Origin of the sequence: Pseudomonas sp. BNK-45 (assembly GCF_047456255.1) — a bacterium.
Classification (GTDB): Bacteria; Pseudomonadota; Gammaproteobacteria; order Pseudomonadales; family Pseudomonadaceae; genus Aquipseudomonas.
The window spans coordinates 2931641-2955000 of record NZ_CP179909.1; the positions used below are offsets into that span (position 1 = coordinate 2931641).

19 protein-coding genes (1 of these 19 cut by a window edge) are annotated in these 23360 nt (G+C 66.0%); 6 read left to right on the plus strand and 13 right to left on the minus strand.

From position 1 onward, the window contains the following. Positions 1-22: 22 nt before the first annotated feature. From ACMGG8_RS13765 to soxR, 5 genes are all read right to left on the minus strand, one after another. Positions 23-1357, minus strand: a complete 1335-nt coding sequence (locus ACMGG8_RS13765; protein ID WP_414159725.1) for a hypothetical protein — start codon at positions 1355-1357, stop codon at positions 23-25. Next, a complete protein-coding gene (locus ACMGG8_RS13770; protein WP_414159726.1) occupies positions 1354-7674 on the minus strand; it encodes an AAA domain-containing protein in 6321 nt (2106 codons plus the stop codon). Before ACMGG8_RS13770 ends, ACMGG8_RS13765 begins: the two co-directional genes overlap by 4 nt. 15 nt (positions 7675-7689) lie before the next feature. Continuing rightward, entirely contained in the window at positions 7690-8334 is a 645-nt protein-coding gene (locus tag ACMGG8_RS13775) for a 4Fe-4S cluster-binding domain-containing protein (RefSeq protein ID WP_414159727.1), read from the minus strand. Next, positions 8331-10169: an AAA family ATPase gene (locus tag ACMGG8_RS13780; protein ID WP_060844234.1), complete on the minus strand. Its 1839-nt coding sequence runs from the start codon at positions 10167-10169 to the stop codon at positions 8331-8333. The genes ACMGG8_RS13775 and ACMGG8_RS13780 overlap by 4 nt, the downstream gene beginning before the upstream one ends. 343 nt (positions 10170-10512) lie before the next feature. After that, positions 10513-10986, minus strand: a complete 474-nt coding sequence (soxR, locus tag ACMGG8_RS13785; protein ID WP_060840336.1) for a redox-sensitive transcriptional activator SoxR — start codon at positions 10984-10986, stop codon at positions 10513-10515. A 108-nt stretch (positions 10987-11094) separates the two neighbouring features. Between soxR and ACMGG8_RS13790 the strand changes: the two genes are divergently transcribed. Beyond that, positions 11095-11460 carry an antibiotic biosynthesis monooxygenase gene (locus tag ACMGG8_RS13790; RefSeq protein WP_060840335.1) on the plus strand — a complete coding sequence of 122 codons (366 nt, stop codon included), beginning with the start codon at positions 11095-11097 and terminating at the stop codon, positions 11458-11460. On the opposite strand, the gene ACMGG8_RS13795 is transcribed toward ACMGG8_RS13790, so the two are convergent. From ACMGG8_RS13795 to msuE, 4 genes are all read right to left on the minus strand, one after another. After that, complete coding sequence (locus tag ACMGG8_RS13795; protein WP_060840334.1) at positions 11457-12557, minus strand: sigma-54 interaction domain-containing protein; 1101 nt, start codon at positions 12555-12557, stop codon at positions 11457-11459. The genes ACMGG8_RS13790 and ACMGG8_RS13795 overlap by 4 nt on opposite strands. Before the next feature lie 23 nt (positions 12558-12580). Further along, positions 12581-13768, minus strand: coding sequence for an acyl-CoA dehydrogenase family protein (locus ACMGG8_RS13800; RefSeq protein WP_108546024.1), 1188 nt, complete (start codon positions 13766-13768; stop codon positions 12581-12583). Positions 13769-13900: 132 nt separating this feature from the next. Beyond that, a complete protein-coding gene (gene ssuD, locus ACMGG8_RS13805) occupies positions 13901-15040 on the minus strand; it encodes an FMNH2-dependent alkanesulfonate monooxygenase (RefSeq protein WP_414159728.1) in 1140 nt (379 codons plus the stop codon). 9 nt (positions 15041-15049) lie between these two features. Next, complete coding sequence (msuE, locus tag ACMGG8_RS13810; RefSeq protein ID WP_060840331.1) at positions 15050-15613, minus strand: FMN reductase; 564 nt, start codon at positions 15611-15613, stop codon at positions 15050-15052. A 397-nt stretch (positions 15614-16010) separates the two neighbouring features. Between msuE and ACMGG8_RS13815 the strand changes: the two genes are divergently transcribed. The 4 genes from ACMGG8_RS13815 to ACMGG8_RS13830 all read left to right on the plus strand — a co-directional run bounded on the left by ACMGG8_RS13815 (position 16011) and on the right by ACMGG8_RS13830 (position 20234). Next, positions 16011-16271 (plus strand): hypothetical protein, encoded by a 261-nt coding sequence (locus ACMGG8_RS13815; protein ID WP_060840330.1) that lies wholly within the window; start codon positions 16011-16013, stop codon positions 16269-16271. A gap of 103 nt (positions 16272-16374) precedes the next feature. Continuing rightward, positions 16375-16989 carry a LysE family translocator gene (locus ACMGG8_RS13820; RefSeq protein ID WP_108546022.1) on the plus strand — a complete coding sequence of 205 codons (615 nt, stop codon included), beginning with the start codon at positions 16375-16377 and terminating at the stop codon, positions 16987-16989. 211 nt (positions 16990-17200) lie between these two features. Next, positions 17201-18370, plus strand: coding sequence for a cysteine desulfurase family protein (locus ACMGG8_RS13825; protein WP_414159729.1), 1170 nt, complete (start codon positions 17201-17203; stop codon positions 18368-18370). A 55-nt stretch (positions 18371-18425) separates the two neighbouring features. Further along, positions 18426-20234: an aminopeptidase P family protein gene (locus ACMGG8_RS13830; RefSeq protein WP_060840327.1), complete on the plus strand. Its 1809-nt coding sequence runs from the start codon at positions 18426-18428 to the stop codon at positions 20232-20234. 88 nt (positions 20235-20322) lie between these two features. On the opposite strand, the gene ACMGG8_RS13835 is transcribed toward ACMGG8_RS13830, so the two are convergent. Beyond that, positions 20323-20919, minus strand: a complete 597-nt coding sequence (locus tag ACMGG8_RS13835) for a 2-hydroxychromene-2-carboxylate isomerase (RefSeq protein WP_414159730.1) — start codon at positions 20917-20919, stop codon at positions 20323-20325. Positions 20920-20955: 36 nt separating this feature from the next. Beyond that, positions 20956-21693, minus strand: a complete 738-nt coding sequence (locus ACMGG8_RS13840; RefSeq protein ID WP_414159731.1) for an SDR family oxidoreductase — start codon at positions 21691-21693, stop codon at positions 20956-20958. A 92-nt stretch (positions 21694-21785) separates the two neighbouring features. Here ACMGG8_RS13840 and ACMGG8_RS13845 point away from each other — a divergent pair, with 92 nt between their 5' ends. Further along, positions 21786-22355, plus strand: coding sequence for a TetR/AcrR family transcriptional regulator (locus ACMGG8_RS13845; protein WP_414159732.1), 570 nt, complete (start codon positions 21786-21788; stop codon positions 22353-22355). Positions 22356-22364: 9 nt separating this feature from the next. Here the strand turns inward: ACMGG8_RS13845 and ACMGG8_RS13850 are convergent, their stop codons facing one another. Together ACMGG8_RS13850 and rhtA are read right to left on the minus strand one after the other, a co-directional pair. Further along, a complete protein-coding gene (locus tag ACMGG8_RS13850) occupies positions 22365-22646 on the minus strand; it encodes a hypothetical protein (protein WP_060840323.1) in 282 nt (93 codons plus the stop codon). Positions 22647-22803: 157 nt separating this feature from the next. After that, positions 22804-23360, minus strand: the 3' portion of a protein-coding gene (gene rhtA, locus ACMGG8_RS13855; protein WP_060840322.1) for a threonine/homoserine exporter RhtA. The gene runs 331 nt beyond the window's last position; only the last 557 of its 888 coding nucleotides appear in the window; its start codon lies off the right edge, out of view; its stop codon occupies positions 22804-22806.

Sequence of the window (23360 nt, forward strand, 5' to 3'; positions counted from 1 at the left end):
GGTCCCCACAGGGCGCGGCGGGTCAGGTGCGCTGTTGCGCCTGCTCCCGGTATTCCTGCTGGGCGTCGTCCAGCAGCACTTCCTTGAGCGGCACGGCGCCGACGGCCAGGGCCTTTTCGATGCTCAGGTCGTCGCCCTGGGTGGCCAGCAGGGCTTGCAGCCGCTGGAACTCACCGCACCAGATGGTCTCGATGTCCTTGTCGCGCCGGGTATCGCGCTGGGCGCTGAGGGCGACCGCTCGCACCTGCAGGCGGCCGTTGTCGGCGTTGCCCCCGACTTCCACGCCGTACCCCGGCGTGGCGCTCTTGCGCAGCACCACCCGGCCATCCTTGGCCCAGGCGGTGGCCATGCCCTCGCGGACTTCGTAGCCCAGGCCAGCCAGGCCTTCGAGCACCGCCTGACGACGGGCCAGGGCGGCGCGCTGTTGCAGTTCGGCTTCGATCAGCGCGCTGAAGCGGGCAATCAGCTCATCCACTGGCGCCATGTTGGCCAGGCTGCATTGTTCGGCCCGGGACAGTTCTTCCTCGGCGGCAGCGGGGCACACGCTCGCCACTTCGCTGGCCAGTGCCTGGAGGTGCGCCAGGCGCGCGCGGCGCTCCTGGCTGTCGCGGGTGGCCTGGGCCAGTTCCAGCACCAGGCTGTCCAGCAGCAGGTTGCGCCGTGGCTCGCGGGTTTCGGCGTCGATCAGGCGCAAGGTGGCCAGGTAGGGTTCGGCGCTGGCCTGATCATCGAGGGTCAGCAACTGGGCAATGTGCTGCTCGATGCGTTCCAGCCTGGGTTCCTTTTGTTCATGGGCGGCGCGCCATTGGGCCAGGGTCTGGGAGGGACTGTCGCCTTGCAGGCGTTGGGCCAGTTGCCGCTGTGTCTCGCTCAGGCCCTGTTCTTCGGCTGCGGCACCGAGGCTGGCGAAACCCTGGGCCAGGATCGACTCGACCGCCGCCACGGGCTGGCCTTCGGCAATCGCCTGCAACTGTTGCAGCCACTCGGCTGGAAGGGCTTTGCCTTGCAGCGCGCCCAGCAGGGTGGCGGCGTTTTCCCGCTGACGGCGGGCCAGTTGGCGCTGTTGCGCGACCTGCTGCACGGCGCGGTGTTCCCGTTGTTGCAGATCGTCCTTGAGGAAGTCGATTTCGATCGGCACCTGTTTCTGCAGATCCAGCAGACGATCGGCTTCGATCAACTGGCGCAACTGTTGAAAACGGCCGTGGGTCGCGGCTCGTTCCTCTTCGCTCAGTTGCCCCAGGCGTTGCGCCTGTGCTTCCCAGCGGGCGATCGCCTGCTCCAGGCGCCGCAGGTGGCCGGCGCAGATGTCGAGGATTTCTTCGCGGGTGACGATTCGCACCACTTTCGGGCCGCTCATGGGGTTTGCTCCGTGTCAGCCAGGGTTTGAGGTGGCGTTGGCGCTGCGCTGCCGGCCAACGGTTGCAGGGCCTGCTCGATGGCGGCCTGCAGGCGTGCGCGTTCGCTGTGGGGGTCCTGGTACCAGGCCTGGGACGAGACCCGGTGCAGGTGGGGAATGGCCCGGCGCAGCACCGACGGGCGCCAGATCTCCCGGGAGCGGGCGCGGGCCAGCAGCCCGTGGCGCGGGGTGTCGCATTCGATGCCCAGGGCATAGAGCCCGGTATCGGGGTGCTCGATGGCAAAGTCCAGGCCGAAGGCATCCCCTTCGTTGGCGCTGACCGGGCTCCAGCCCAGGGAGCGGATGAACGCCGCCACCGCCTGGGTGAAACCGTCGCTGTGGGCGGTGGGCCGGGCCCGGGCGTCCTGGCGCTCGGTAACCAGGCGCTGCAGCAGGTTGTGGCCGCTGGCGAACTCCCCGGACGACAGGGCGCGGGCGTACTCCAGGTAGCCTTGCAGGTAGTCCCGCGGGCTGGCGGGCGGGCGCTGGGTGGTGAGCATGTCGGAGATATCGGCAATCGGCATCGAGGTGATCATCACCACTTTGCGCCGGGCCCGGGTCACCGCCACGTTGAGCCGGCGTTCGCCGCCGGTCTGCCCCAGCACCCCGAAGTTGCGCCGGAAGCTGCCCTGGCTGTTACGCCCGAAGGTCGAGGAAAACACGATGATGTCGCGCTCGTCGCCCTGGACGTTCTCGACGTTCTTGACGAACACCGACATGTCTTCGCCGTCCTCGCTGCGTTCGCGTTCCTCGCTGTAGGCGGCGCGAAACAGCGGGTCCTGCTCGGCTCGCAGTTCCAGGCGTTCCTCGATCAGGTCGGCCTGCTTGCGGTTGAAGGTCACCACCCCCACCGAAGGCCGTTCGGCGTAGGGCGTCCGCCACAGCTCGGCCAGGTAGTCGACCACCCGTTGCGCTTCGTCAGGGTTGACCTGCTGCTGGTAGACGCCGTCCACGCGGATCAGCTCCAGCGGCTTGATGGCGAGGATATTGGCCTCTGGGTGACGCACCGGAATGCTCAGCCGGTTGCCATAGAACGAAGCGTTGGAAAAACCGATCAGCTCGCGGTAGGCCGAGCGGTAGTGGATCTGCAGGGTGGTGGCGGGCAAGGCGCTGCGGGCCAGTTGCAGCAGGTCCGGGCAGTCCTTGATTTCGCGGCGGTTCCAGGTGTCCTCGAAGGCCTCGCGTTGCTCTTCGTCGGCGTCGGCATCGGGCTGCTCGCCCTCGAACAGTTCGGCCTCGTCGCTTTCCACGCGGCTGGAGAAGAAGGCGGTGGGCGGCATCTGCTTCTCGTCGCCGCTGACCACCGTGACCCGGCCCCGGTACAGGGTCGGCAGGGCGAATTCCACCGGCATCTGCGAGGCTTCGTCGTAGATCACGATATCGAACAGCCCGGGCTTGAGCGGCAGCACCCGGCTGGCCACGTCCGGGTTCATCAGCCACACCGGGCGCAGGCTCATCAGCCCCAGGCCGGCGCCCATTTCCATGAATTCGCGCAAGCGGCGCGAACGCCGTCCGGTGAGGCGGGTCACGTCTTCCCATTGTTTGCGGGTGCCCAGGCGTGAGAGGTCGATGCCTTCGCTGAGCAGTTGGCGGTTGAGGTTGCGCATCTGGGTGTCGGCCTGTCCGAGGCTGGCGATCTTCGCTGCGGTTTCACTGTGCTCCAGCATCAGCTCGGGCTGGCGCTGTTCCATCTGGCGCTTCCAGCCCAGCCGCGCTTCGCGGTTGAGCATACGCCGGACCACGGCTTCCAGCTGCTCGGCGGGAATGGCGTCGAGGGCGTCCTGGTAATCGCGCAGGATGGCCAGCCATTGCAGGTCGGCCGGTGACAGCTGGCCGGCCCGGGCGCGGAACGCCTGGTAGGCACTCAGGGTCGGCAAGGCTTCGCGCAGGCGGTTGAGGGGCAACTGATTGCTCTGGTTGAGCTCCACGCGCTGCCGCAGCTGGTCCAGCAGCTCGGGTTGCAGCCACTGATTCAGGCGTTGCAGGGCAGTCAGGCTGTCCTGGCGCACGCTGTGACGGATAAAGGCGGCGTCGTAACCGGCCAGCAGGCTGTCCAACGATTGCCGCTGGCCGGTCAGGACCACCGCGTCCAGCTGTTCCACCCGGGGAGCCTGGGCCAGGGCCAGCGCCAGGGCGCACATCTCTTGCAGTTGCCCGAGGTCCTGGCGCACCTGCGGCAGCAGGCCCGGGCCGCAATCGTCGGCGACTTGCGCGAGGCCCAGTTGTTGATGCAGTTGCTGCAACTGGTTGCGCAAGGGCCGCCACTGGCTTTCCAGCAGGGCCGCCGCCAGCAGTTCCGGCAGGCGCTGCGGCTCGGCCGCGGCGCCCTGTTCGGCAAGGAAGGCCAGCAACTGGCGCTGGCGGATCAGGCGCAGCGGGTTGAGGCGCGCCAGCCAGGAGCGGCCCTGGATCACGGCGCGGGCGCGGTGCTGAAGGGTGCGCAGCTGGGCCGCGGGCAGGGCGCTGAGGCCTGGCGCCAGATCGGCCTGATGGGCCGCCGCGTCGCATTGCTCCAGTTGCTGAGCCAGGGCCTGCAGGGTCTGGATCAGCCCGTCGCCTTGCGCCGCCTGCCCGGGGTGGCCACGGAACAGCGGCAGCCAGCGGGCCAGCCGTTGGCGGCGTTCATCGTCCAGGCCCAGCAGGCTGTGCACGTGCTGTTCGAGCCAGGCGCGGTAGGGCGCCGGGTCGTCCACTTCAAAGTCGGCCGGGTGCGCCTGCAGGGTTTCCAGGCGCTGCTCCTCGCAGCGCCACAGGCGTTCGAAGCCGTCGTTGAAGGCTTGCAGGGTGGCGGCATCGGTGGGAAACGGCTGGAGCTGGGCCAGGGCGCTCTGTTCATAGCGGGCCGGCAGCCACAGACGGATCAGTGGCGCGCAGGCTTCTTCCAGGCGCGTCAGGTCGGCGATGTCCAGGGCCGCCAGGTGCTGGCGCAATACCGGGACGTCCAGTGCCGCAGGCCCCTGTTCCAGGCCGATCAGCTCACCGATCAACTGGCGGTAGCTCAGGCCACAGTGTTCATCGACGCGGTGCAGGCTCTGGTGGAAACGATCCAGCTCGCCCTCCAGGGCCTCGATGCGCGCCGCCAGGCGTTCGCGCTGGTGCAGCCAGGGCTGCGGGGCGGCATCGTCCTTGAACAGGGCTTCGAGCTGTTCGCGGACACTGCGGATCACCGGTTCGCGGTCACGGTTGATGTCGTTGAGCATCACCACCCGGTTGCCCAGGCCCTCGGCCACCAGGCGCTTGTGCACCACTTCCAGGGCCGCGTGCTTCTGGCAGACGATCAGCAGGCTGCGCTGGCGACCGATGGCGTCGGCCACCATGTTGACGATGGTCTGGCTCTTGCCGGTGCCGGGAGGCCCCTCCACCAGCAGCCCGGGGGCCTGGCGCGCCTGGAGCACCGCGGCTTCCTGGGACGGGTCGCTGGCCACGGTAAAGAAGCGTTGCAGCTCCGGTGCGGGCGCAACCGCCGCGCTGTCGCCGCTGTCCTGCTCCGTCGGGTTCAGGCGCAGGGCGGTTTCCAGCCCGGTGCCGCCGGGCGGCAGGGCCTTGAGCTGGCGCAGGTCTTCGCCAATGGCCTGGCCCATGAAGGCGACATGGAACAGCACGGCGGCGCAGGCCAGTTGATCCTGGTAGGGCGGCACTTCGGTGCTGGCCGGCGGCAGGTTGCCCAGTACTCGGGAGCCCGGCGTGGCCAGCATGCCGAAGGCGTCCATGACATCGGCGGCCTTGAGCGCCGAGCGTCCCAGCAACTCGTCGGCGGCCTTGCGCCAGCGCTTGGCGGCCTCGATGCCCAGCAGGGTGTCGAGGCCCGGGTTGAGGCGCACCTCTTCACGCTCGCTGTCGAAGACCAGGGCCACCTTGCCGCGGCTGCCGACTTCCAGCAGCAGCTTGACCGGCCACAGCAGCAACGGCGCGATGCGGGTGCGGGTGGTGCCTCGCGGGTCCCGGGTCAGGAGGAAGGGGAAGCCCAGGTACAGGCCGTCGATCCCGGTGTCGCGCTGGTACAGCGAACTCTGGCGGTACAGGCTGTTGAGCCGCGCATCCAGCAGTGGATGCTCGGCAAAACACGCCGGGTCGAGGTGGATGGGCTGGGCGTTGCGTGCCACCAGGTGATCCAGCAGCGCCGGGGCCGGGCTGCGTTCGGAGTGCAATTCGTTGAGGTCGACCCGGGCGGTGGTCTTGCCGATGCTCATGCGCACCAGCGGGCCGCGCAGCACGCCGCTGGCGACCTTCTTCTCGAAGAAGTCGAGGATCTGCGCAACGTAATGCTGCTTTTGCGGCTCCAGCCACTGTTCGGCAGCGATGGCCAGCAGCACCAGGGCCCTGGCCAGGGGCATGCGCCGTTCCAGGCGGAACTGCTCGGCCCACTCATCGACGCTCGGCACGCCGCAGCGGGCGAAGCCGCTGATGCGTTCGTCGATCTCCCGATACAGGGTCGGGCGCGGCAACCCCAGGAGAGTGCGCGCGCTGTCGGTGTCGAAACTCAGGACCACGGCTTCGCGGGCCAGGGTGGCGGCTTCTTCGAGGATCGCGTCCACCGCGCGGAACTGACCGATGGCGGCGCTCAGCAGCACGATCAGGTCTTCTTCGCTGATGGTGCGCCGGTCGGCCAGGGACAGGATGCCGTGGTGCTCGCTGTCCGGCAGCAGGCGTTGGCGTTCCTCCCATTGCGCGGCCAGACGGGCGCGGGAACTGGAGAGCAGGTAGATGCGCAACTGCTCCTCGTCCAGTTCGATGGCCTGGTGCTGGGCGCGCTGGCGCACCTGCTCGGCCCGCAGCTTGAGCCGCAGCAGCCAGTGGTCGCTCTCCAGGCGTTCCAGCAGGTCCGGGGCCGGGCCGCTGATCAACCGGTAGCCGTCCAGGGGATGTTCCAGCAGCCAGCCCGGGGTGACGATCTCGCCGCCCAGGATCAGCGGCATTTCCGGGTTCAGCAGCTTCAGTGCCAGCATCAGCCGGGTGTCGTCTTCCAGCTCCGGGTGCTGGGCCACCTGGCGCAGGCCGGCCAGGTGCCGGGCGGACACCCCGGCCTGTTCGGCCCAGGTGACGATCACCCCGCGCAACAGGTGATCCAGGGCCTGGGGCCAGTGCTCGACCTCGGCGGCGGCCAGGGCGAACGGCCCCGGGCGGCGGAAGCGCCGGCTGCCCAGGGCAATGCTGGCGCCTTCGTCGGCGTCCTCTTCACGGGTGACCGAGTCCGGAACACTGGGGCTTTCGCCCTGCAGCCAGGCCTGCACCTGAGGCCATTGCCAGCGTTGGTGGCGATCCCGCGCCAGCAGGCCGCGCAGCAGCAGCTCCAGGCGCGGGTCGAGGTCGTCCGGCAGCAGCACGCCATTGGCCAGTACGTGGATCAGGTAGGCGTTGGCGTTGATCCCGGCAAAGCACTCGCCCTGGGTCAGCTGTTCCAGCAGGATCATCCCCAGGCTCCACCAGTCGGACGCCGCGGCCACGCCGCCGGCGATGGCTTCGGGGGCCATGTAGCGGCTGGTTTCCAGGGGCGAGACGATGTCCAGGTCGAACTCGGACAGCCGCGCCGAGCCAAAGCCGCTGATCACCAGGTCCAGGGGCTCGCGGCTGCGCACCAGCAAGGTGGCCGGGCGCAGGTCGCGGTGGCGCAGGCCGGCTTCACTGAACGCGTGCAGGGCCTGGCCCAGTTCTCTGACGATGTGTTGGACCGCCGCCCGATCGCTGACCACGATCCCCAGCTCGGCCAGGGTGCCGCCGGTGAGCTCCTCGGCCACTTCGAAGGCGCGTTCGTCCCAGCGGCCGGTGAGGATGATCTCCGGCACGTGTTCCCGGGGCAGGCGCCTGAGGGCTTCGTACACCGAAGGGTCGGGTTCGGCGCCGGCCTGGTAGAGGGTCAGCACCGCCTGATGGGCGGTATCACGGTGTTCGGCGATAAAGCGTTCGCGCACGCCACCGCTGCCGATCTGCCGCAGCAGGCGCCAGCCTTCGATCACGGTTTCGCTGTCGGCGGCGGCCGGGGGCGCGGTGGCTGGCTGTTGCTCCGCGGCGAGCGGGTCGGCGCCGCAGACCAGGCACATCAGGTCGCCATCCGCCATGGCGTGGCCGTTGCTGCAGACCAGGGTTGAGCTGCTGTGCGCTGCGACCTCGGGCTGGGGTTCCAGTGCTTCGGCGGTGATCACCGGCTGCGGGCGCCAGCCCTCGGGGTGAATCGCTTCGGCGGACAGTTCCCAGCCGCAGGCCCGGTGGTCCACCTGGCCTTCGCAGAAGATTTCGGCCAGGGAGCGTTCAGTCTGGCAATTGGGGCAAAAACGTATCATCGGTGGCGGTTCCGGTTAACGGCGGCGTGAGGTGTGGGCGCTGATCTGCAGTTGGTGGCCCTGGGCGTGCAGCAGGTCGCGCAGACGCAGCACGTCGTCACGCCGGGGAATGCCAGCCATCCAGACACTGCCGTCGTCGTCGAACATCACATCCAGCGCGCGGTCGCCTTGGTGCAACGGGCGCTGGTAGCTGGACAGACGCTGGCGGCCCAGCTCGGTCAAGAGGATCAGGCGCTGGTTGTCGCTGCCCCGTAGGACCAGCGTTTGCGCCTGTTGTTGCTCGAAGGGGTCGCAGATCAGTGCATCCAGCAGGCCTTCGGCTTGTTCGAGCAGCGGTTGCAGGTGCTCCAGGGAATGGCCGCTGTAGACCAGGATGTCCACCGCGGTGCGTTCGCGCAGGGCGCGCAGCAGGGCCAGCAGCGCCTCGGGCTGGTCGAAGGGCTCGCCGCCGGACAGGGTGATGCCTTCGGCCCGGGCCAGCCAGGGTTGCAGGTCCTCCAGCACCTGGTGCAACGGCAGTGGCTGCCTGCCCGGGCCCCAGGTATCCGCGGAAATGCAGCCCTGGCAACGAATGCTGCACCCCTGGAACCACAGGCCCAGGCGCTGCCCCGGCCCCAGGGTGGTGACCGGGAAGTGCACCCGCGACAGGCTGATGTTCACGAGGCGCGGGCAAGCAGTTGCAGGCTGCCGGCCTGCAACTGGCGGACTTCGAAGGATTGGCCGGGCTGCGCGTCCTGGTCGAACAGGGCCCGGGCCAGGGGATTGAGCAGGTGCGCTTCCAGCTGGTTGCGAATGCCCCGGCCACCGTTGGACAAATCCTGCAGGCACAGCTGGCGCAGGGTGCCCAGAGAGGCGTCATCGAGCTGCACATGCAGGGCCTGGGCCGCCAGGTCGGCGAGGATGTTGCCGACCATCTGCTGGAAGATCTGCTCGGCGATGTCCGGACGGATGAAGTCGAAGACGATGATGTTCTCGCCGATCCGGTTGAGGATTTCCGGACGGTTGAGCACCAGCTTGAAGTGGCGCTCGATCTCGCCCTGGACCTTGCTCTGCACGGCCTCGAAGGCTTCGCCGGGCTGCACGTTGGCGACGCGTTCGCCGTGGTCGCCCTGGCGGTAGATGCCCAGGTTGGAGGTGAAGACGATCAGCGCCTCGGAAAAGTACACCCGATCGCCGCGGCCGGAGGTGAGTACACCGTCGTCGAGGATCTGCAGGAACTTGTCGAGGATCCGTGGGTGAGCCTTCTCGATCTCGTCGAACAGCACCACGCTGAAGGGCTTTTCGCGGATCGCGTTGGTCAGTTCGCCGCCAACGTCGTAGCCGACATAGCCGGGCGGGGCACCGACCAGGCGCTGGTCGGCGTGTTCGGCACAAAATTCCGACATATCGAAGCGGATGTAAGCGCTTTCATCGCCAAACAGCAGGCTGGTGATGGTCTTGGCCAGTTCGGTCTTGCCGACCCCGGTGGGCCCGGCGAGAAAGGCCACGCCCCGGGGGCGATTGCCCTTGCGGCTGGCGCCGACCCCGGTCATGGCGCGTTTGACGATATCCAGCATGTGGGTCACCGCGTGGCCCTGGCCCTTGACCCGCTGGCGGATGAAATCGTCGGCCTGGCGGATGCGCTGGCGGTCGATCTTCAACCAGGGGTCTTCGGTGACCCCGACCTTATAGCGGCGCACCGCGTCGCCGATGCGCTCCATGGCCAGGCCTTCGACCCGGGCCAGTTGCACGATCGCATTGAGGTCGAGCAGCAGCAGGCCTTCGGTGTTTTCGACGAAGGCCCGCACCGCCTGGTCGCGGCTTGCGTCGCTGGCTTCCTGGGCCCCGGGCAGGCCGCGCAACAGTGCCGGTGCCAGTGCCTGGCGGGCTTGCTGGTCGGGTTTGGACACCGGAATCGGGCGCAGGCGCGGGTTGTCGATCAGCAGCCAGTCGGGCAGGTCGCCTTCCTTCTCCACCACCCAGAGGATGCTGTTGAAGAACGGCGTGCGCTGTTCCCCGGCCGGTCGGCTGCGGGCCTGATGGGACAGCACCAGGGCCTGGGTGAACAGCTGGTGCTCGGCGGCGCTCAGGGCGTCGTTGCGGACCACCAGGCGGGAGGCGAAATCGACAATCAGGGCCAGGGGCGCGCCTTGGCGTTCCACCAGGCGCGGCAAGGTCGCCGACAGCAGGTCGAGGCCCGCTGGCGCCGCGCCTTCCACCGGGGTCAGGCCCAGTTCGCGCAGCAGGTTGTCGGCCTGGGTCGGCTCGCTGCCCGGGGGCAGCAGCACCCGCAGCCCGCCGAGGGGATCCCAGCTCAGGACCTGGGCATAACCTGCCGCCAGCAGTTCGTCGCGCAGATTGAGATTGAAGGGTTGGGGGGTGATCACCCCGGGGGCGACTTCGCTGGCTTGCAGGTCGCGGACGTTGCCGGACAGTACGAACTGGCTTTTCAGCGGAAGAAAGCGCAGCAGATCACGCAGCCAGCGTGGCTTTTCGAAAGAGGCAGTCCTTGGCATGGAAGTGAAGCTCGTCGTAGGAAGCAGGACGCGACATTAGCATAGGGAAGTTTTTCCTTACGATGCTCCACGGGTTTTCTTACCTGCCAGCGCTGAGTGGGCATCTGCCTTGCGAGGGAAGAGGCCCGTGAGATCGCCTTCGCCGGCAAGCCGGCTCCTACGGGTATGAAGGCGATGTCGCTGTCGGAGCTGGCTTGCGAGGGAAGAGGCCCGTGAGATCGCCTTCGCCGGCAAGCCGGCTCCTACGGGTATGAAGGCGATGTCGCTGTAGGAGCTGGCTTGCCAGCGAAGAGGCCCGAGAGTCAGCCTTGGCCGGCAAGCCGGTTCCTACGAGGGAAGCCGGCTATGGGGTGTCGGTGGCGGCGTCGGGCGCCAGCAGGCGGGCGCCCGGGCCGGCTTCACCCAGCACGTCCCCTTGGTTGCGCAACGGGCAACCTTCCATGGACAGGCAGCCGCAACCAATGCACTGGTTCAGCCGTTCGCGCAGCAGGCTCAGTTGGCGGATGCGTTCGTCCAGTTCGCGGCTCCACTGCTCCGACAGGCGCTGCCAGTCCGCGGCGCTGGGGGCGCGGTCGGCGGGCAGGGTCGCCAGGGCCTGGCCGATCTCCGCCAGGGGAATGCCCAGGCGCTGGGCCACCTTGATCAAGGACACGCGACGCAGCACCGAACGCGGATAGCGCCGCTGGTTGCCGGCGTTGCGGTTGCTCTTGATCAGGCCTTTGCTTTCGTAGAAGTGCAGCGCGGTAACGGCCACGCCGCTGCGGGCCGCGAGCTGGCCCACCGTCAGTTCTTTGTGCAGGGCTTCAGGTTCGATCATGGAGGGGTACCGGAATGAAAAACGTGCTTGACCTTGACTTAACTAGAGGTTTTACCCTGCGGCGCATTCCATCGCAAGATTCTGTCCGACCGCCTTAGGGAGCCGTTCATGGCCGCATTTGAGAGAAACCGCAGCTTCACCCAGTTGATCGAGTTCGAGATCGAGCCGCACCAGCAGCAGGCCCTGGTATCGGCCCTGTCCGCGCAGACCGAGCGCCTGGCCCAGGGGTATGGCGGCTTTCTCAGCGCCAGCGTGCAGGTCAGCGATGACGGGCGGCGAGTGCTCAACTACCTGCAGTGGCAGTCGCGGGAGGCGGGCGAGGCGGCCTTCCGGAGTTTCGAGAGCGGCGAGCAGGATTTCTGGCAGTTGATCCTGGCCCATCAGGCCAGGACCGTGACCTTCGGCTCGTTCCAGGTGCTGAGCAGCATTGCCCGCAGTCAGGACAATGCCTTGCATTGCAAGCTGTCGGGCTAGATCGACAGTTGCAGGGTGCGCTCGTTGGGCGCGGCGGCCGGGCGGCGTTTGTTGACCGCCAGTTCGCCGATCTTGATCAGCCGGGTGCGGGTGACGTTGCGGCTCAGGCCCAGCAGATTGGCGGTGTGGACCTGGTTGTAGTGGCTGAAGCGATAGGCCGCGCGCAGCAGGGCGTCCTCGACTTTTTCGTGCAGGGCGCCGGCCTGTTCCTCGAAGAGTTTGTGGAAGGCCCGCTCCAGCAGGGCTTCGGTGGAATCGTCGTGACTTGGCTGGTTGTCGTCGGCGCGTTCGATGCGCATGTGGGACAGGCGCAGGTCGCCCTGTTCGATCACGCCGTTGCGGCAGATCAGCAGGGTGTGGTGGATGACGTTTTCCAGTTCGCGGATGTTGCCCGGCCAGCTGTAGCTCTTGAGTTTGTGTTCGGCCTCCTTGCTGATGCTGATGTTGCCGTAGCCCAGGCGCTGGCTGTAGGCCTCGATGAAGTGTCGGGTCAGGGGCAGGATGTCGCCGGGACGTTCGCGCAGCGGGCTCAGTTCCAGGCTGACCACGTCCAGGCGGTAGTACAGGTCTTCGCGGAAATGCCCGGCGTTGATGGCCTTTTCCAGTTGGACGTTGGTGGCCGCCAGGACCCGCACGTCGATGGGGATGCTTTTGCGCGAGCCCAGGCGTACCACTTCCCGTTCCTGCAGCACCCGCAGCAGCTTGACCTGGATGGCCATGGGCAAATCGCCGATCTCGTCGAGGAACAGGGTGCCGCCGTCGGCCTCCTCGAACCAGCCGGCCTTGGCGCTGAGGGCGCCGGTGAAGGCGCCTTTTTCATGGCCGAACAGTTCCGCTTCCACCAGGGATTCGGAGAAGGCGCCGCAGTTCACCGCGACGAACGGCCGGTTGCGCCGGGCGCTGAGGTTGTGGATATGGCGTGCCACCAGCTCTTTGCCGGTCCCGGTTTCACCGATGATCAGTACGCTGGCTTCGCTCGGTGCCACCTGTTGCAGGTGTGCCAGCAGGGCCTGGGATTTCGGGTCCTCGAACACCTGGGCGGTGGCGCGGATCGAGGTCGCCAGGGCGGGCGAGGGGGGTAGGGTCAGCAGCTGCATCGGCACTCTCCGGAAATCGGCAACTAGGAGTAGAAGGTCGGGGTCGGCAGGGACTGGTTCAGTGCCCAGTCGCCCAGTTCGTGGAGCTTGTAGTCCAGCGGGTCATGCAGGGTCTGGGTGCGCAGGTTGCGCCAGTGGCGGTCCAGGCGCAGGGAGGCGTGGGTCGAGCGCGCACCGGTGACTTCGAACAGCCGGCTGCACAGGTCCAGGCCCTGGCGGCTGGCGGCGACCTTGGCGGTGGCGATCGCCGTGGCCAGGTGCCCGCGCTCTTCGGCGCTGAGGTTCGGGCCTTTGGCCCAGGCCTGGTCCAGCAGGGCGGCGGCCCGTTCCACCAGCAGGCGGATGCCTTCCAGGGCGACCCAGAACTCGCCGTAGTGGCTGAGGATGTAGGGGTCCTGGCGCACGTCCTGGGCGCTGGACTTATGCCAGACCCGGGTTTCGCTCAGGGTGTATTGCCGGGCTTCCTCGAAGGCGCCTTCGGCGATGCCGAGGAACATGTGGGTGAAGGTCAGTTGGGCGATCAGCGGGCGCAGGCAGGCGAAGGGGGTGCTCAAGGGACCTGGGTCCAGCAGCAGTTCCGATTCCTCGACCCGCACCCGTTCGAAGGTGGCGCTGCCACTGTCGGTCTGGCGCTGGCCCATGTTGTTCCAGTCGTTGTGCAGGGTGATGCCGCTGCGACCGCTGGGGATGGCGGCGATCAGCAACTTGCCGCCGTTGCTTTCATCCACTGCCGAGGCGATGAGCATTTCCGAGTCGCTGGCCCCGGAGCAGAAGCTTTTCTTCCCGGAAAACTCGCGCCAGCCGCCCAGGTTCTTGACCAGGGTGCGGGTGTCCAGAGGGTTGAGGGCGTTGCCCCAGAACCAGTTCTTGCGGGCGGTCTGCTCGAACCAGGGCTGCCACTGCTCGGGTTTGGCGAACAGGCGCACGGTGGCCAGCATCAGGTGATGGAAGCCGAAGACGTGGGCGATGGAACTGTCGACCTTGGCGAATTCGCGGACGATGTTCAGGGTTTCGCTCCAGGGCGCGCCCAGGCCGCCGAACTGGCGGGGAATGCTCAGGGCCAACAGGCCGCTCTGGCGCAGGGCGTCGCGTTCGGCCTTGGGGGTGCCGCCGCGCTCGTCGCGTTCGACGGCGGTCAGGGCAAACTCGGCGGCCAGTTGGCGGGCGGTCTGCAAGGGGGACAACAGGGCGCTTTGCGGTTTGGCAGTCACGCGGTGTTCCTCGTGGGTGGCCGTTTGCGGCGGCCCGGGAAAAGGGGGGCACCTGTCGTAGGTGCTGGCTTGCCAGCGAAGAGCCGCGCAAATCGCCTTCGCCGGCAAGCCGGCTCCTACAGTCACAGGGGGTCAGGAGCGGTTGGGCAGCACGTCGTTGGCGATCATTTCGCCAAACGGTCCGGTGAGGTTGGTCACGCCGCGTCCGGCCAGGCTGGCATAGGGTTCGGGCAACAGCGGGAACACCAGTTCGGCGAAACGATAGGCCTCTTCCAGGTGCGGGTAGCCGGAGAAGATGAAGCTCTCGATCCCCAGGTCGGCGTATTCCTTGATCCGTTCGGCCACTTGTTGCGGGTTGCCCACCAGGGCGGTGCCGGCACCACCACGCACCAGGCCAACCCCGGCCCAGAGATTGGGGGCGATCTGCAGTTGATCGCGGCGACCGCCGTGCAGCGCGGCCATGCGCCGCTGGCCTTCGGAGTCGAAGCGCGCGAAGGATTGCTGGGCGGCGGCGATGGTTTCGTCGCTGATGTGTTCGATCAGCTTGTCCGCGGCTTGCCAGGCTTCGGCCTCGGTCTCGCGCACGATCACGTGCAGGCGGATGCCGAACTTCACCGTGCGGCCCTTGCGTGCCGCGCGTTCACGCACGTCGGCGAGCTTTTGCGCCACGGCTGCCGGCGGCTCGCCCCAGGTCAGGTAGACGTCCACCTGATCGGCGGCCAGTTCGTGGGCGGCGTCGGAGGAGCCGCCGAAGTACAGCGGCGGGTAGGGCTTCTGCACCGGGGGGTAGAGCGCCTTGGCGTTCTGTACGTGCAGGTGCTTGCCTTCGAAGTCCACGGCTTCGCCCTGCAGCAGCCGGCGCCAGATCTGCAGGAATTCGTCGGTGACTTCGTAGCGTTCGCTGTGGCTGAGGAAGCTGCCGTCGCCACGGTTCTCGTCCGGGTCGCCGCCGGTCACCACATTGATCAGCAGGCGGCCGTTGGACAGCCGGTCCAGGGTGGCGGCCATGCGCGCCGAGACGGTGGGGGAAATGATCCCCGGACGGATTGCCACCAGGTAGCGCAGGCGTTCGGTCAGGGGCACCAGGGCCGAGGCGATGACCCAGGAGTCCTCGCAGGAGCGCCCGGTGGGAATCAGCACGCCGTGGTAGCCCAGGCTGTCGGCGGCCTGGGCCACTTGCTTGAGGTAGTTGAGGGTGACCGGGCGCGCGCCCTGGGCGGTGCCGAGGAAGTGGCCATCGCCGTGGGTCGGAAGAAACCAGAACACATCCATGACAGTTCCTTAGGCGATTTTCAGCAGGTTGTTCGGTTGCGCGCCAAACAGTGGCGCAGCGCGTTCGGCAGCCAGCTGGATGCGGGCTTTGAGCAGGTCGCTGGTGATCTGGTAGTGGCTGAAGTCGGCTTCGGTGGCGTAGACGCCGATGGGCAGGGTCAGGGCCTGGAAGAAGCTGAACAGCGGACGCAGTTGGTGATCCAGGACCAGGGCGTGGCGTTCGCTGCCGCCGGTGGCGGCCAGCAGCACCGGGGTGTTGATCAGGGCGTTGAGGTCGATCAGGTCGAACAGGTGCTTGAGCAGCCCCGGATAGGAGCCGCGGTACACCGGGGCGGCAACGATCAGCAGGTCGGCGTTCTCGATGGCTTGCAGCTCGGCTTCGACCTCGGCCGGCAGTTCCTGGCGCGACAGGGCGCCGCCCAGGGGACGGGCGATGTCGCCCAGTTCGATCAGGTGGCTGTTGATGGGCAGGTGGTTGGACAGCTCGCTCAACAGGGCCTGGGTCAGTACCAGGGTCCGGGACGGGCGCCAGGTTCCACCGGAGAGGGCAACGACGTTCAGGGGACGGGACATGATCGGTTCCTTTTTAAACAGTGGCTCAACGAGCAATGACAGGTGTACCTGCACGGGAGCAAGAGCTGTACCAACCGGCCGAAGCCCGGTAATCCGGGGGCTTGGCCGGGTGTGCCGGCGCTGGCTGTTGTTGTTCGGACACTGTTTTGTTGATCGGCTGTTGCCTGGCCAACAGTTGCTCCGGCAACAGTTGGGCAACGGGATGTCGCTGTTATAAAGGCTTGTTGTTATTCCTCAAAAGAGCTTGTTTCCATATTTATAGGCCTTTATGGAATATAAGAGGGCTGTCCGAGCCCTCGGAAAAGTCGATAGCGACTATCGAGCGGGATGATTTTTGCCACTGACGGTGCGCGAGTAGCCTGTGTTCATTGTTCGCAACCCGCTTCAGGTGCTCGTCATGAAGGCTTACTCCGTTGTTCTGCTGCTGTTGATTTCCAGCGTGCTGGCCGGCTGTGCCAGCACGGGCGCACCGGAATTGCGCCCCTACACGGCCGAGGAAAGCCGCGAGCTGGCGCTGGAAGCCCTGAACCGGCGTGGTCTGTCGTTCGATGAGTACCAGCAGGAAAAAGCCCGGCTGCTGGCGCGTCCTGCGGCGTTCGACCGTCAGGGCGAGATGAGCGCCCAGCGCAATATCAGTCGTCACCAACCGGCCAGTTGATGAAAACTGTACGGGTCAAAGTTTTCAGCAACTGTCCGTGAGTTCCGGGCCGGTGCTGGGTTAGGGTCGAGGCCTGATCGACCTTGCCCAGGACCTTGCCCCCATGAGCCTTTCCCCCGACCTGCTGTTGGCGTTCGCGCTGTTTGCCCTGGTCACGTCCATCACCCCCGGCCCCAACAACACCATGTTGCTGGCCTCGGGCCTGAACTTCGGTTTCAACCGCTCCATCCCGCATATCCTCGGCATCAGCTGTGGTTTTTTCGTGCTGGTGCTGGCGGTCGGCCTGGGCCTGGGGGCGGTGTTCGAAGCCTATCCGGTGCTGTACCGCGTGCTGCGTTATGTCGGCGCGGCCTACCTCTTGTACCTGGCGTGGAACATCGCTCGTTCCGGGCCCATGAGCGACGACCAGCGGGGCCAGGGGCAGCCTTTGGGCTACTGGGGCGCGGCGGCCTTTCAGTGGGTCAATCCCAAGGCCTGGGTCATGGCGGTGGGCGCCATCAGCACTTACACGCCGTTGCAGGGCTATTTCACCAATGTGCTGGTGATTGCGGCGGTCTTCGCCCTGATCAATGCGCCGACGGTGAGTCTCTGGGCGGCGTGCGGCAGCCTGTTGCGCAATGTGTTGCGCAATCCGCGCTGGCTGCGCCTGTTCAATCTGGCCATGGCCGGCCTGCTGGTGATTTCCCTGGCGCCGCTGGTGCTGGAAAACATCAGTTGAGCGGTGCTTCAACGCTTTGCCCCGAGCCTGTTAAGCTGCGCGCCAGGAGCGTTCCTACGCACTTTTAGACGAAGTTGTGCTTCTTTAACTGCATCCGATCGGCCATTGCTCAGTGCCTGCCGTCGACGCGCCGTCCCGGTACGGCGCGTTCCTGCGTTTTGCTCTTTGGGCCAATGCCGATCCTGGAACCAGCTCTGCGGGTCTTTCTGTCATGAACAAACGTCCTCTTTATTTCGACTATGCCGCTACCACGCCGGTGGATGAGCGGGTCATTCAAGTGATGCTGGAGTGCCTGGGGTTCAACGCCAACTTTGGCAACCCGGCCTCCAGTTCCCATGCTTTTGGCCAGGCGGCGCGACGCTGTGTCGAGCAGGCCCGGCAGCAAGTGGCGCAGTTGGTGGGCGCGCAGCCAGAGCAGATCGTCTGGACGTCCGGCGCCACCGAATCCAACAACCTGGCGCTCAAGGGCGTGATGCAGGCCCGGGGGCTGGAGGGTGGGCACATCATCACCAGCCAGATCGAGCACAAGGCCGTGCTGGACACCGCTCGACAGTTGCAGGAAAGCGGTGTGGCGGTGACCTACCTGCTGCCCGATGCACAGGGGTTGATCAGCGCCCAGGCGGTGAGCGAGGCCTTGAGGGATGACACCGTTCTGGTGTCGCTGATGCTGGTCAACAACGAATTGGGCACCCTCAACGACATTCCGGCGATTGGCCAGGTGGTGCGTGAGCATGGCGCCCTGTTGCATGTGGATGCGGCTCAAGGCGTGGGCAAGGTGGCCATCGATCTTGAGCGCTGGCCGGTGGATCTGATGTCGTTTTCGGCGCACAAGGTGTACGGCCCCAAGGGCATCGGCGCGCTGTATGTCGGACCGCGGGCGCAGCGCCGCTTGCAGGCGCAGATCCATGGTGGCGGGCATGAGGGCGGCTTGCGTTCCGGCACCCTGGCCACTCACCAGATCGCCGCCATGGGCGCAGCCTTTGCGCTGGCCGGTGAGTTGTTCGACGAGGAAACCGCCACCATCGTCCGCTTGCGCCAACGCTTGCTGGAGCAACTGGCGGGGGTGGCCGGCCTGCGCTTGAATGGCAGTGCCACCCAGCGCATTCCCCATACCCTGAGCCTGACGTTCAGCGAGGGTGGCTTTGACGCCGCCGCGTTGAGTGCGTCCCTGGCGTTTTCCGCGACCTCGGCCTGCAACTCGGCCAGCAATGCCCCGTCCCATGTGCTGCTGGCCCTGGGGCATGACCCGTTGCAGGCCGGCCGCACCATTCGCCTGAGTCTGGGACGCTTCACCCGCGAAGAGGACGTGGATCGCGCTGCACAATTGATCAAGGCGTCATGCGCCGCTGCTCCGGCATTCTGGGCCGGAGCCCAGTCTTGAGGGGCGAGCGATCTCGACCTTCCATAACAATGATTAAGCCGGTTAAGGAGTCACAATGAGTACCCAGCCAACGCCCCATGGAGTGGTCCCCCAGCGCCTGGCGCATGTGCGCCAGTTGATGAGCCGCGAGGGCATTCATGCCTTGCTGGTGCCTTCGGCCGATCCGCATCTGTCGGAGTACCTGCCGGGTTACTGGCAGGGGCGCCAGTGGCTGTCGGGCTTCCACGGCTCGGTGGGCACCCTGATCGTGACGGCGGAGTTCGCCGGGCTCTGGGCCGACAGCCGCTACTGGGAACAGGCGAGCAAGGAACTCAAGGGCAGCGGCATCGATCTGGTGAAGTTGCAGCCGGGTCAGCCCGGGCCCCTGGACTGGCTGGCGGAACAGACCCCGTCCGGCGCGGTGGTGGCGGTGGACGGCGCGGTCATGGCGCTGGCTTCGGCCCGTACCCTGGGCAGCAGGTTGCAGGAACGCGGGGCCAGCCTGCGCACCGATATCGATCTGCTGCAGCAGGTGTGGAGCGATCGCCCTGGCCTGCCGGATCAACCGGTCTACCCGCACTTGCCGCCCCAGGCCACGCAGAGCCGGGTGGAGAAGCTGGCCAAGCTGCGCGAAACCCTGAGCGAACGTGGCGCGCAGTGGCATTTCATTGCCACCCTCGATGACATCGCCTGGCTGTTCAACCTGCGGGGGGCGGATGTTTCGTTCAACCCGGTGTTTGTCTCTTTCGCCCTGATCAGCCAGCAGCAGGCCACTTTGTTCGTGGCCTTGAACAAGATCGATGAGCCGTTGCGCAGGGTGCTGGAGGCCGACGGCGTCAGCCTGCGGGATTACACGGAGGTGGCGGCGGCCTTGGCCGATGTGCCGGAAGGCGCGACGTTGCAGATCGACCCGGCGCGGGTGACCACCGGTTTGCTGAACAACTTGCGTTCGGGGGTGAAGCTGGTGGAGGGGCTCAATCCCACCACCCTGGCCAAGTCGCGCAAGAGCCCGGCGGATGCCGAGCATATTCGTCGGGCCATGGAGCAGGACGGCGCGGCGCTGTGCGAGTTCTTTGCCTGGCTGGAGAGTGCCCTGGGGCGCGAGCGCGTCACCGAACTGACCATTGATGAACACCTGACTGCCGCCCGTGAACGGCGTCCGGGCTATGTGTCCTTGAGCTTCAATACCATCGCGGCCTTCAATGCCAACGGGGCGATGCCTCACTACCACGCCACCCCCGAAGAGCATGCGGTGATCGAGGGCGATGGCCTGCTGCTGATCGACTCGGGCGGTCAGTACCTGGGAGGCACCACCGACATTACCCGGATGGTGCCGATCGGCACCCCGAGCGCCGAGCAGAAGCGCGATTGCACCCGGGTGCTCAAGGGTGTGATCGCCTTGTCTCGGGCGCAGTTCCCGCGGGGCATTCTTTCGCCGTTGCTCGATGCTATCGCCCGGGCGCCGATCTGGGCCGAAGGCGTGGATTACGGACACGGCACCGGGCATGGCGTGGGCTACTTCCTCAATGTGCATGAAGGGCCGCAGGTGATCGCCTATCAGGCCGCGCCGGCACCGCAAACGGCGATGCAGCCGGGGATGATCACGTCCATCGAGCCGGGGACCTATCGTCCCGGGCGTTGGGGGGTACGAATCGAGAACCTGGTGTTGAACCGCGAGGTCGGTAGCAGCGAGTTTGGTGAGTTCCTCGGTTTTGAAACCCTGACCCTGTGCCCGATCGACAGCCGTTGCCTGGAACCCGGATTGCTCACCCAGGAGGAGCGGGACTGGTTCAACGGCTATCACGCGCAGGTGCGCCAGCGTCTCGCTCCGCTGCTGGAGGGCGCCGCGCTGGAGTGGCTGAACCTTCGCACCGCGGCGATCTGAAGCGCTGCACAAAGGCCTGGGTCATGCAATGTGGCCAAGGCCGCAGGCCCTGTCCGCGGCGACTGGCTGGCGCCGCGGAGCAGGGGGGTTAGTCTGCGCTCAAGGCTTCCCGGACAAAATCCAGGCGGTCCTGGCCGAAGAACAACTGGTCCCCCACGAACATGCTGGGGGCCCCGAACACCCCCCGTTGCAATGCCTGGTCGGTGTTGTCCTTGAGCCGGGCCTTGACCTGTTCGTCATGGCTCAGGTCGAGGATCTGCTGTGGGTCGAAACCGCCTTGCTCCAGGACCTGGGTGACGGTGGCGGCGTCGTTAAGGTTGCGTTTGTCGACCCAGAGGGCGCGGAACAGGCAGTCGATGAATTCGACGAAGCGCTCCGGCATGTGCCACTGCACCCCGGTCGCGGCGCGCATCAGTAGCAGGGTGTTGATGGGAAAGTGCGGGTTGAAGTTGAGTTCAACCTGATAGCGTCGGGCAAAACGCGCCAGGTCCTGGAGCATGTAGCGGCCCTTGGCGGGAACGCTGATGGGGGAGGCGTTGCCGGTGCTCTTGAAGACCCCGCCCAGCAGCATGGGGTGGAACTCCAGTTGACTGCCGGTCTGGGCGCAGATGTTCGGCAATTGGGTATAGGCCAGGTAGCTGGTCGGGCTGCCCAGGTCGAAGAAGAACTCCACTTTTTGGCTCATGTCGTGAACGCTCTGATTGTTGTGGGGGGCAGTGGTTTACCAGCGCTCGTTCCAGGGGCGCAGGTCCAGTTCGAAAGTCCAGGCATCCCTGGGCTGGCTGTGCAGGTACCAGTAGTTCTCGGCGATGTGTTCGGGGTTGAGGATGCCGTCCTGGTCCTTGAGGGCGTACTTCTCGGGAAAGCTGGTGCGTATGAAATCGGTGTCGATGGCGCCGTCGACGATGATATGGCCGACATGGATGTTCAGCGGCCCCAGTTCCCGGGCCATGCTCTGGGCCAGGGCGCGGATACCGTGCTTGGCACCGGCGAAGGCGGCGAAACCGGCGGCGCCGCGCACCCCGGCGGTGGCGCCGGTGAACAGGATGGTGCCGCGTTGGCGGGTCACCATGCGCTTGGCCACTTCGCGGGCATTGAGGAAGCCGGAGAAACAGGCCATCTCCCAGATCTTGAAGTACTTGCGGGCGGTTTCCTCAAGGATGCTGCAGGGCACGTTGGCGCCGATGTTGAAGACGAATGCCTCGATGGGGCCGATCTGGGTTTCGATCTGTTCGATCAGTGCTACCACGTCCTCTTCTTTGCGCGCGTCGCAGGCAAAGCCATGGGCCTGGCCACCGGTTTGCCGGATGGCATCCACCAGCGGTTGCAGTTTGTCTGCGCTGCGTCGCGTGACGCAGGCGGTGAAACCTTGCGCGGCAAAACGCTTGGCTATGGCACCGCCGGTAGCATCGCCGGCGCCGACCACCAGTACCACTTTGTTGTTCAAGGCTGTAGTCATGGGAGGTTCGCTCTTTGGTAAACGATCGTTAACTAAACGGACGTTATGCTATGATCCTGCGGTCGTCAAGCCGGCAGGGGAGAGCTTCAGCCATGCGTTATTCAGCCAGTCACAAGCAGGAAACCCGCGAACGCCTGTTGCAGAGCAGTGCGATCCAGGCCAAGAGCGAGGGGTTTTCTACCGTCGGCGTGGATGCCCTGATGAAGGCCATTGGGCTTAGTGGCGGGGCTTTTTACACTCACTTCGGGTCCAAGGATGAGCTGTTCGGTTCCATCGTCGAGCGCGAGTTGAGCCGGAGCCTGGAGCGTCTGGGAGGGGAAGGCCGGCAGAATCGGGATAAATTGCGCCGTTGCCTGAAGCAATACCTGAGCGTGGCGCATCTGCAGCAGCCAGGAGCCGGGTGTGCGTTGCCGGCGTTGGGCGCGGAGATTGCCCGGGGCAGTGTGCCAGTGCGGCAGGAGGCGCAAGACTGGATCTGTCGTCTGCATCGGGCGTGGGCGCAGACCTTGGGCAGTGAGAGCCTGGCCTGGTCGATTCTGTCGCAGTGTGTTGGCGCGCTGGTGGTGGCAAGAATGCTGGTGAGCCCGGATATCCAGCAGCAGGTGCTGGCGTCGAGCCATGAGCAGATCATTGGGCAGCTGGAGCGGCTGCCCGAAGAGTGAGCGCTACTGCTACTTGCAGATGACGATCATGCTGCGACTGGTATAACCGGCTGGGTTCAGGCCGAAAGGGTAGTCTCCCGGGTCTTCCACGGTGTCACCGGACTTGGCGATCACCTTGTAGCCTTTGGGGCCGCAGGACTGGGTCGCCTTGGCGTAGCACTTGTCCCAGGAAGAAGACAGACCGGAGCAGTTGATGTGGAGCCCTTTCTTGCCTCGTTTGACTTCGGTTTTCGCGGTCGCAGCGCAGCCTGCAATGGCAAGTACGGCCAACAGTATCAAAAATCGTTTCATCCCCGTCCTTATCGCTAGCCTCGGATCTGACGTCCGAGTGTGACTGCATTACCTATGGTTTTTGCGTTTGCGATATCCCTGTCTGACAACTCCATGGCCGACGTTGAGTAGCCGGCTAAACATGGCCTAATTGAGCGCCAATTACCAGAGTTGAATGTTAATCGGCTGCAACTATGGGCTTGGATTCGCGGCGCATGGTCATGGTTGCTCCGACAGATGCCAGGATGATGCAGGCGATCGCCATCCACTGCGCCAGGGAGAGGTATTCGTGCAGAAACAGCAGGCCGGACAGTGCGCCGACAGCCGGCTCGACGCTCATCAGGGTGCCAAAGGTACGGGCGGGCATTCGGGTCAGGGCGACCATTTCCAGGCTGTAAGGCAGGGCGGTGGACAAGACCGCGACGCCCAGGGCGATAGGGATCAGGGATGGGGTGAGTAATGCGGCGCCGGCATGGACGATGCCAATGGGCGCGACGAAGAGCGCGGCGATCATGACGCCCAGGGCGGCGGTCTGGATGCCGTTCTCGGCACCAGCTTTTTGTCCGAACAGAATGTACAGCGCCCAGCAGACACCGGCACCCAGGGCGTAGCCTGCACCGACCAGGTCGATGGCGGTTGCGGTGGCGCCTGTGGGAATCAGCAATAGCAGGCCGATGATGGCCAGGGCGATCCACAGAAAATCGATCGCCTTGCGTGAGGCATAGAGGGCTACTG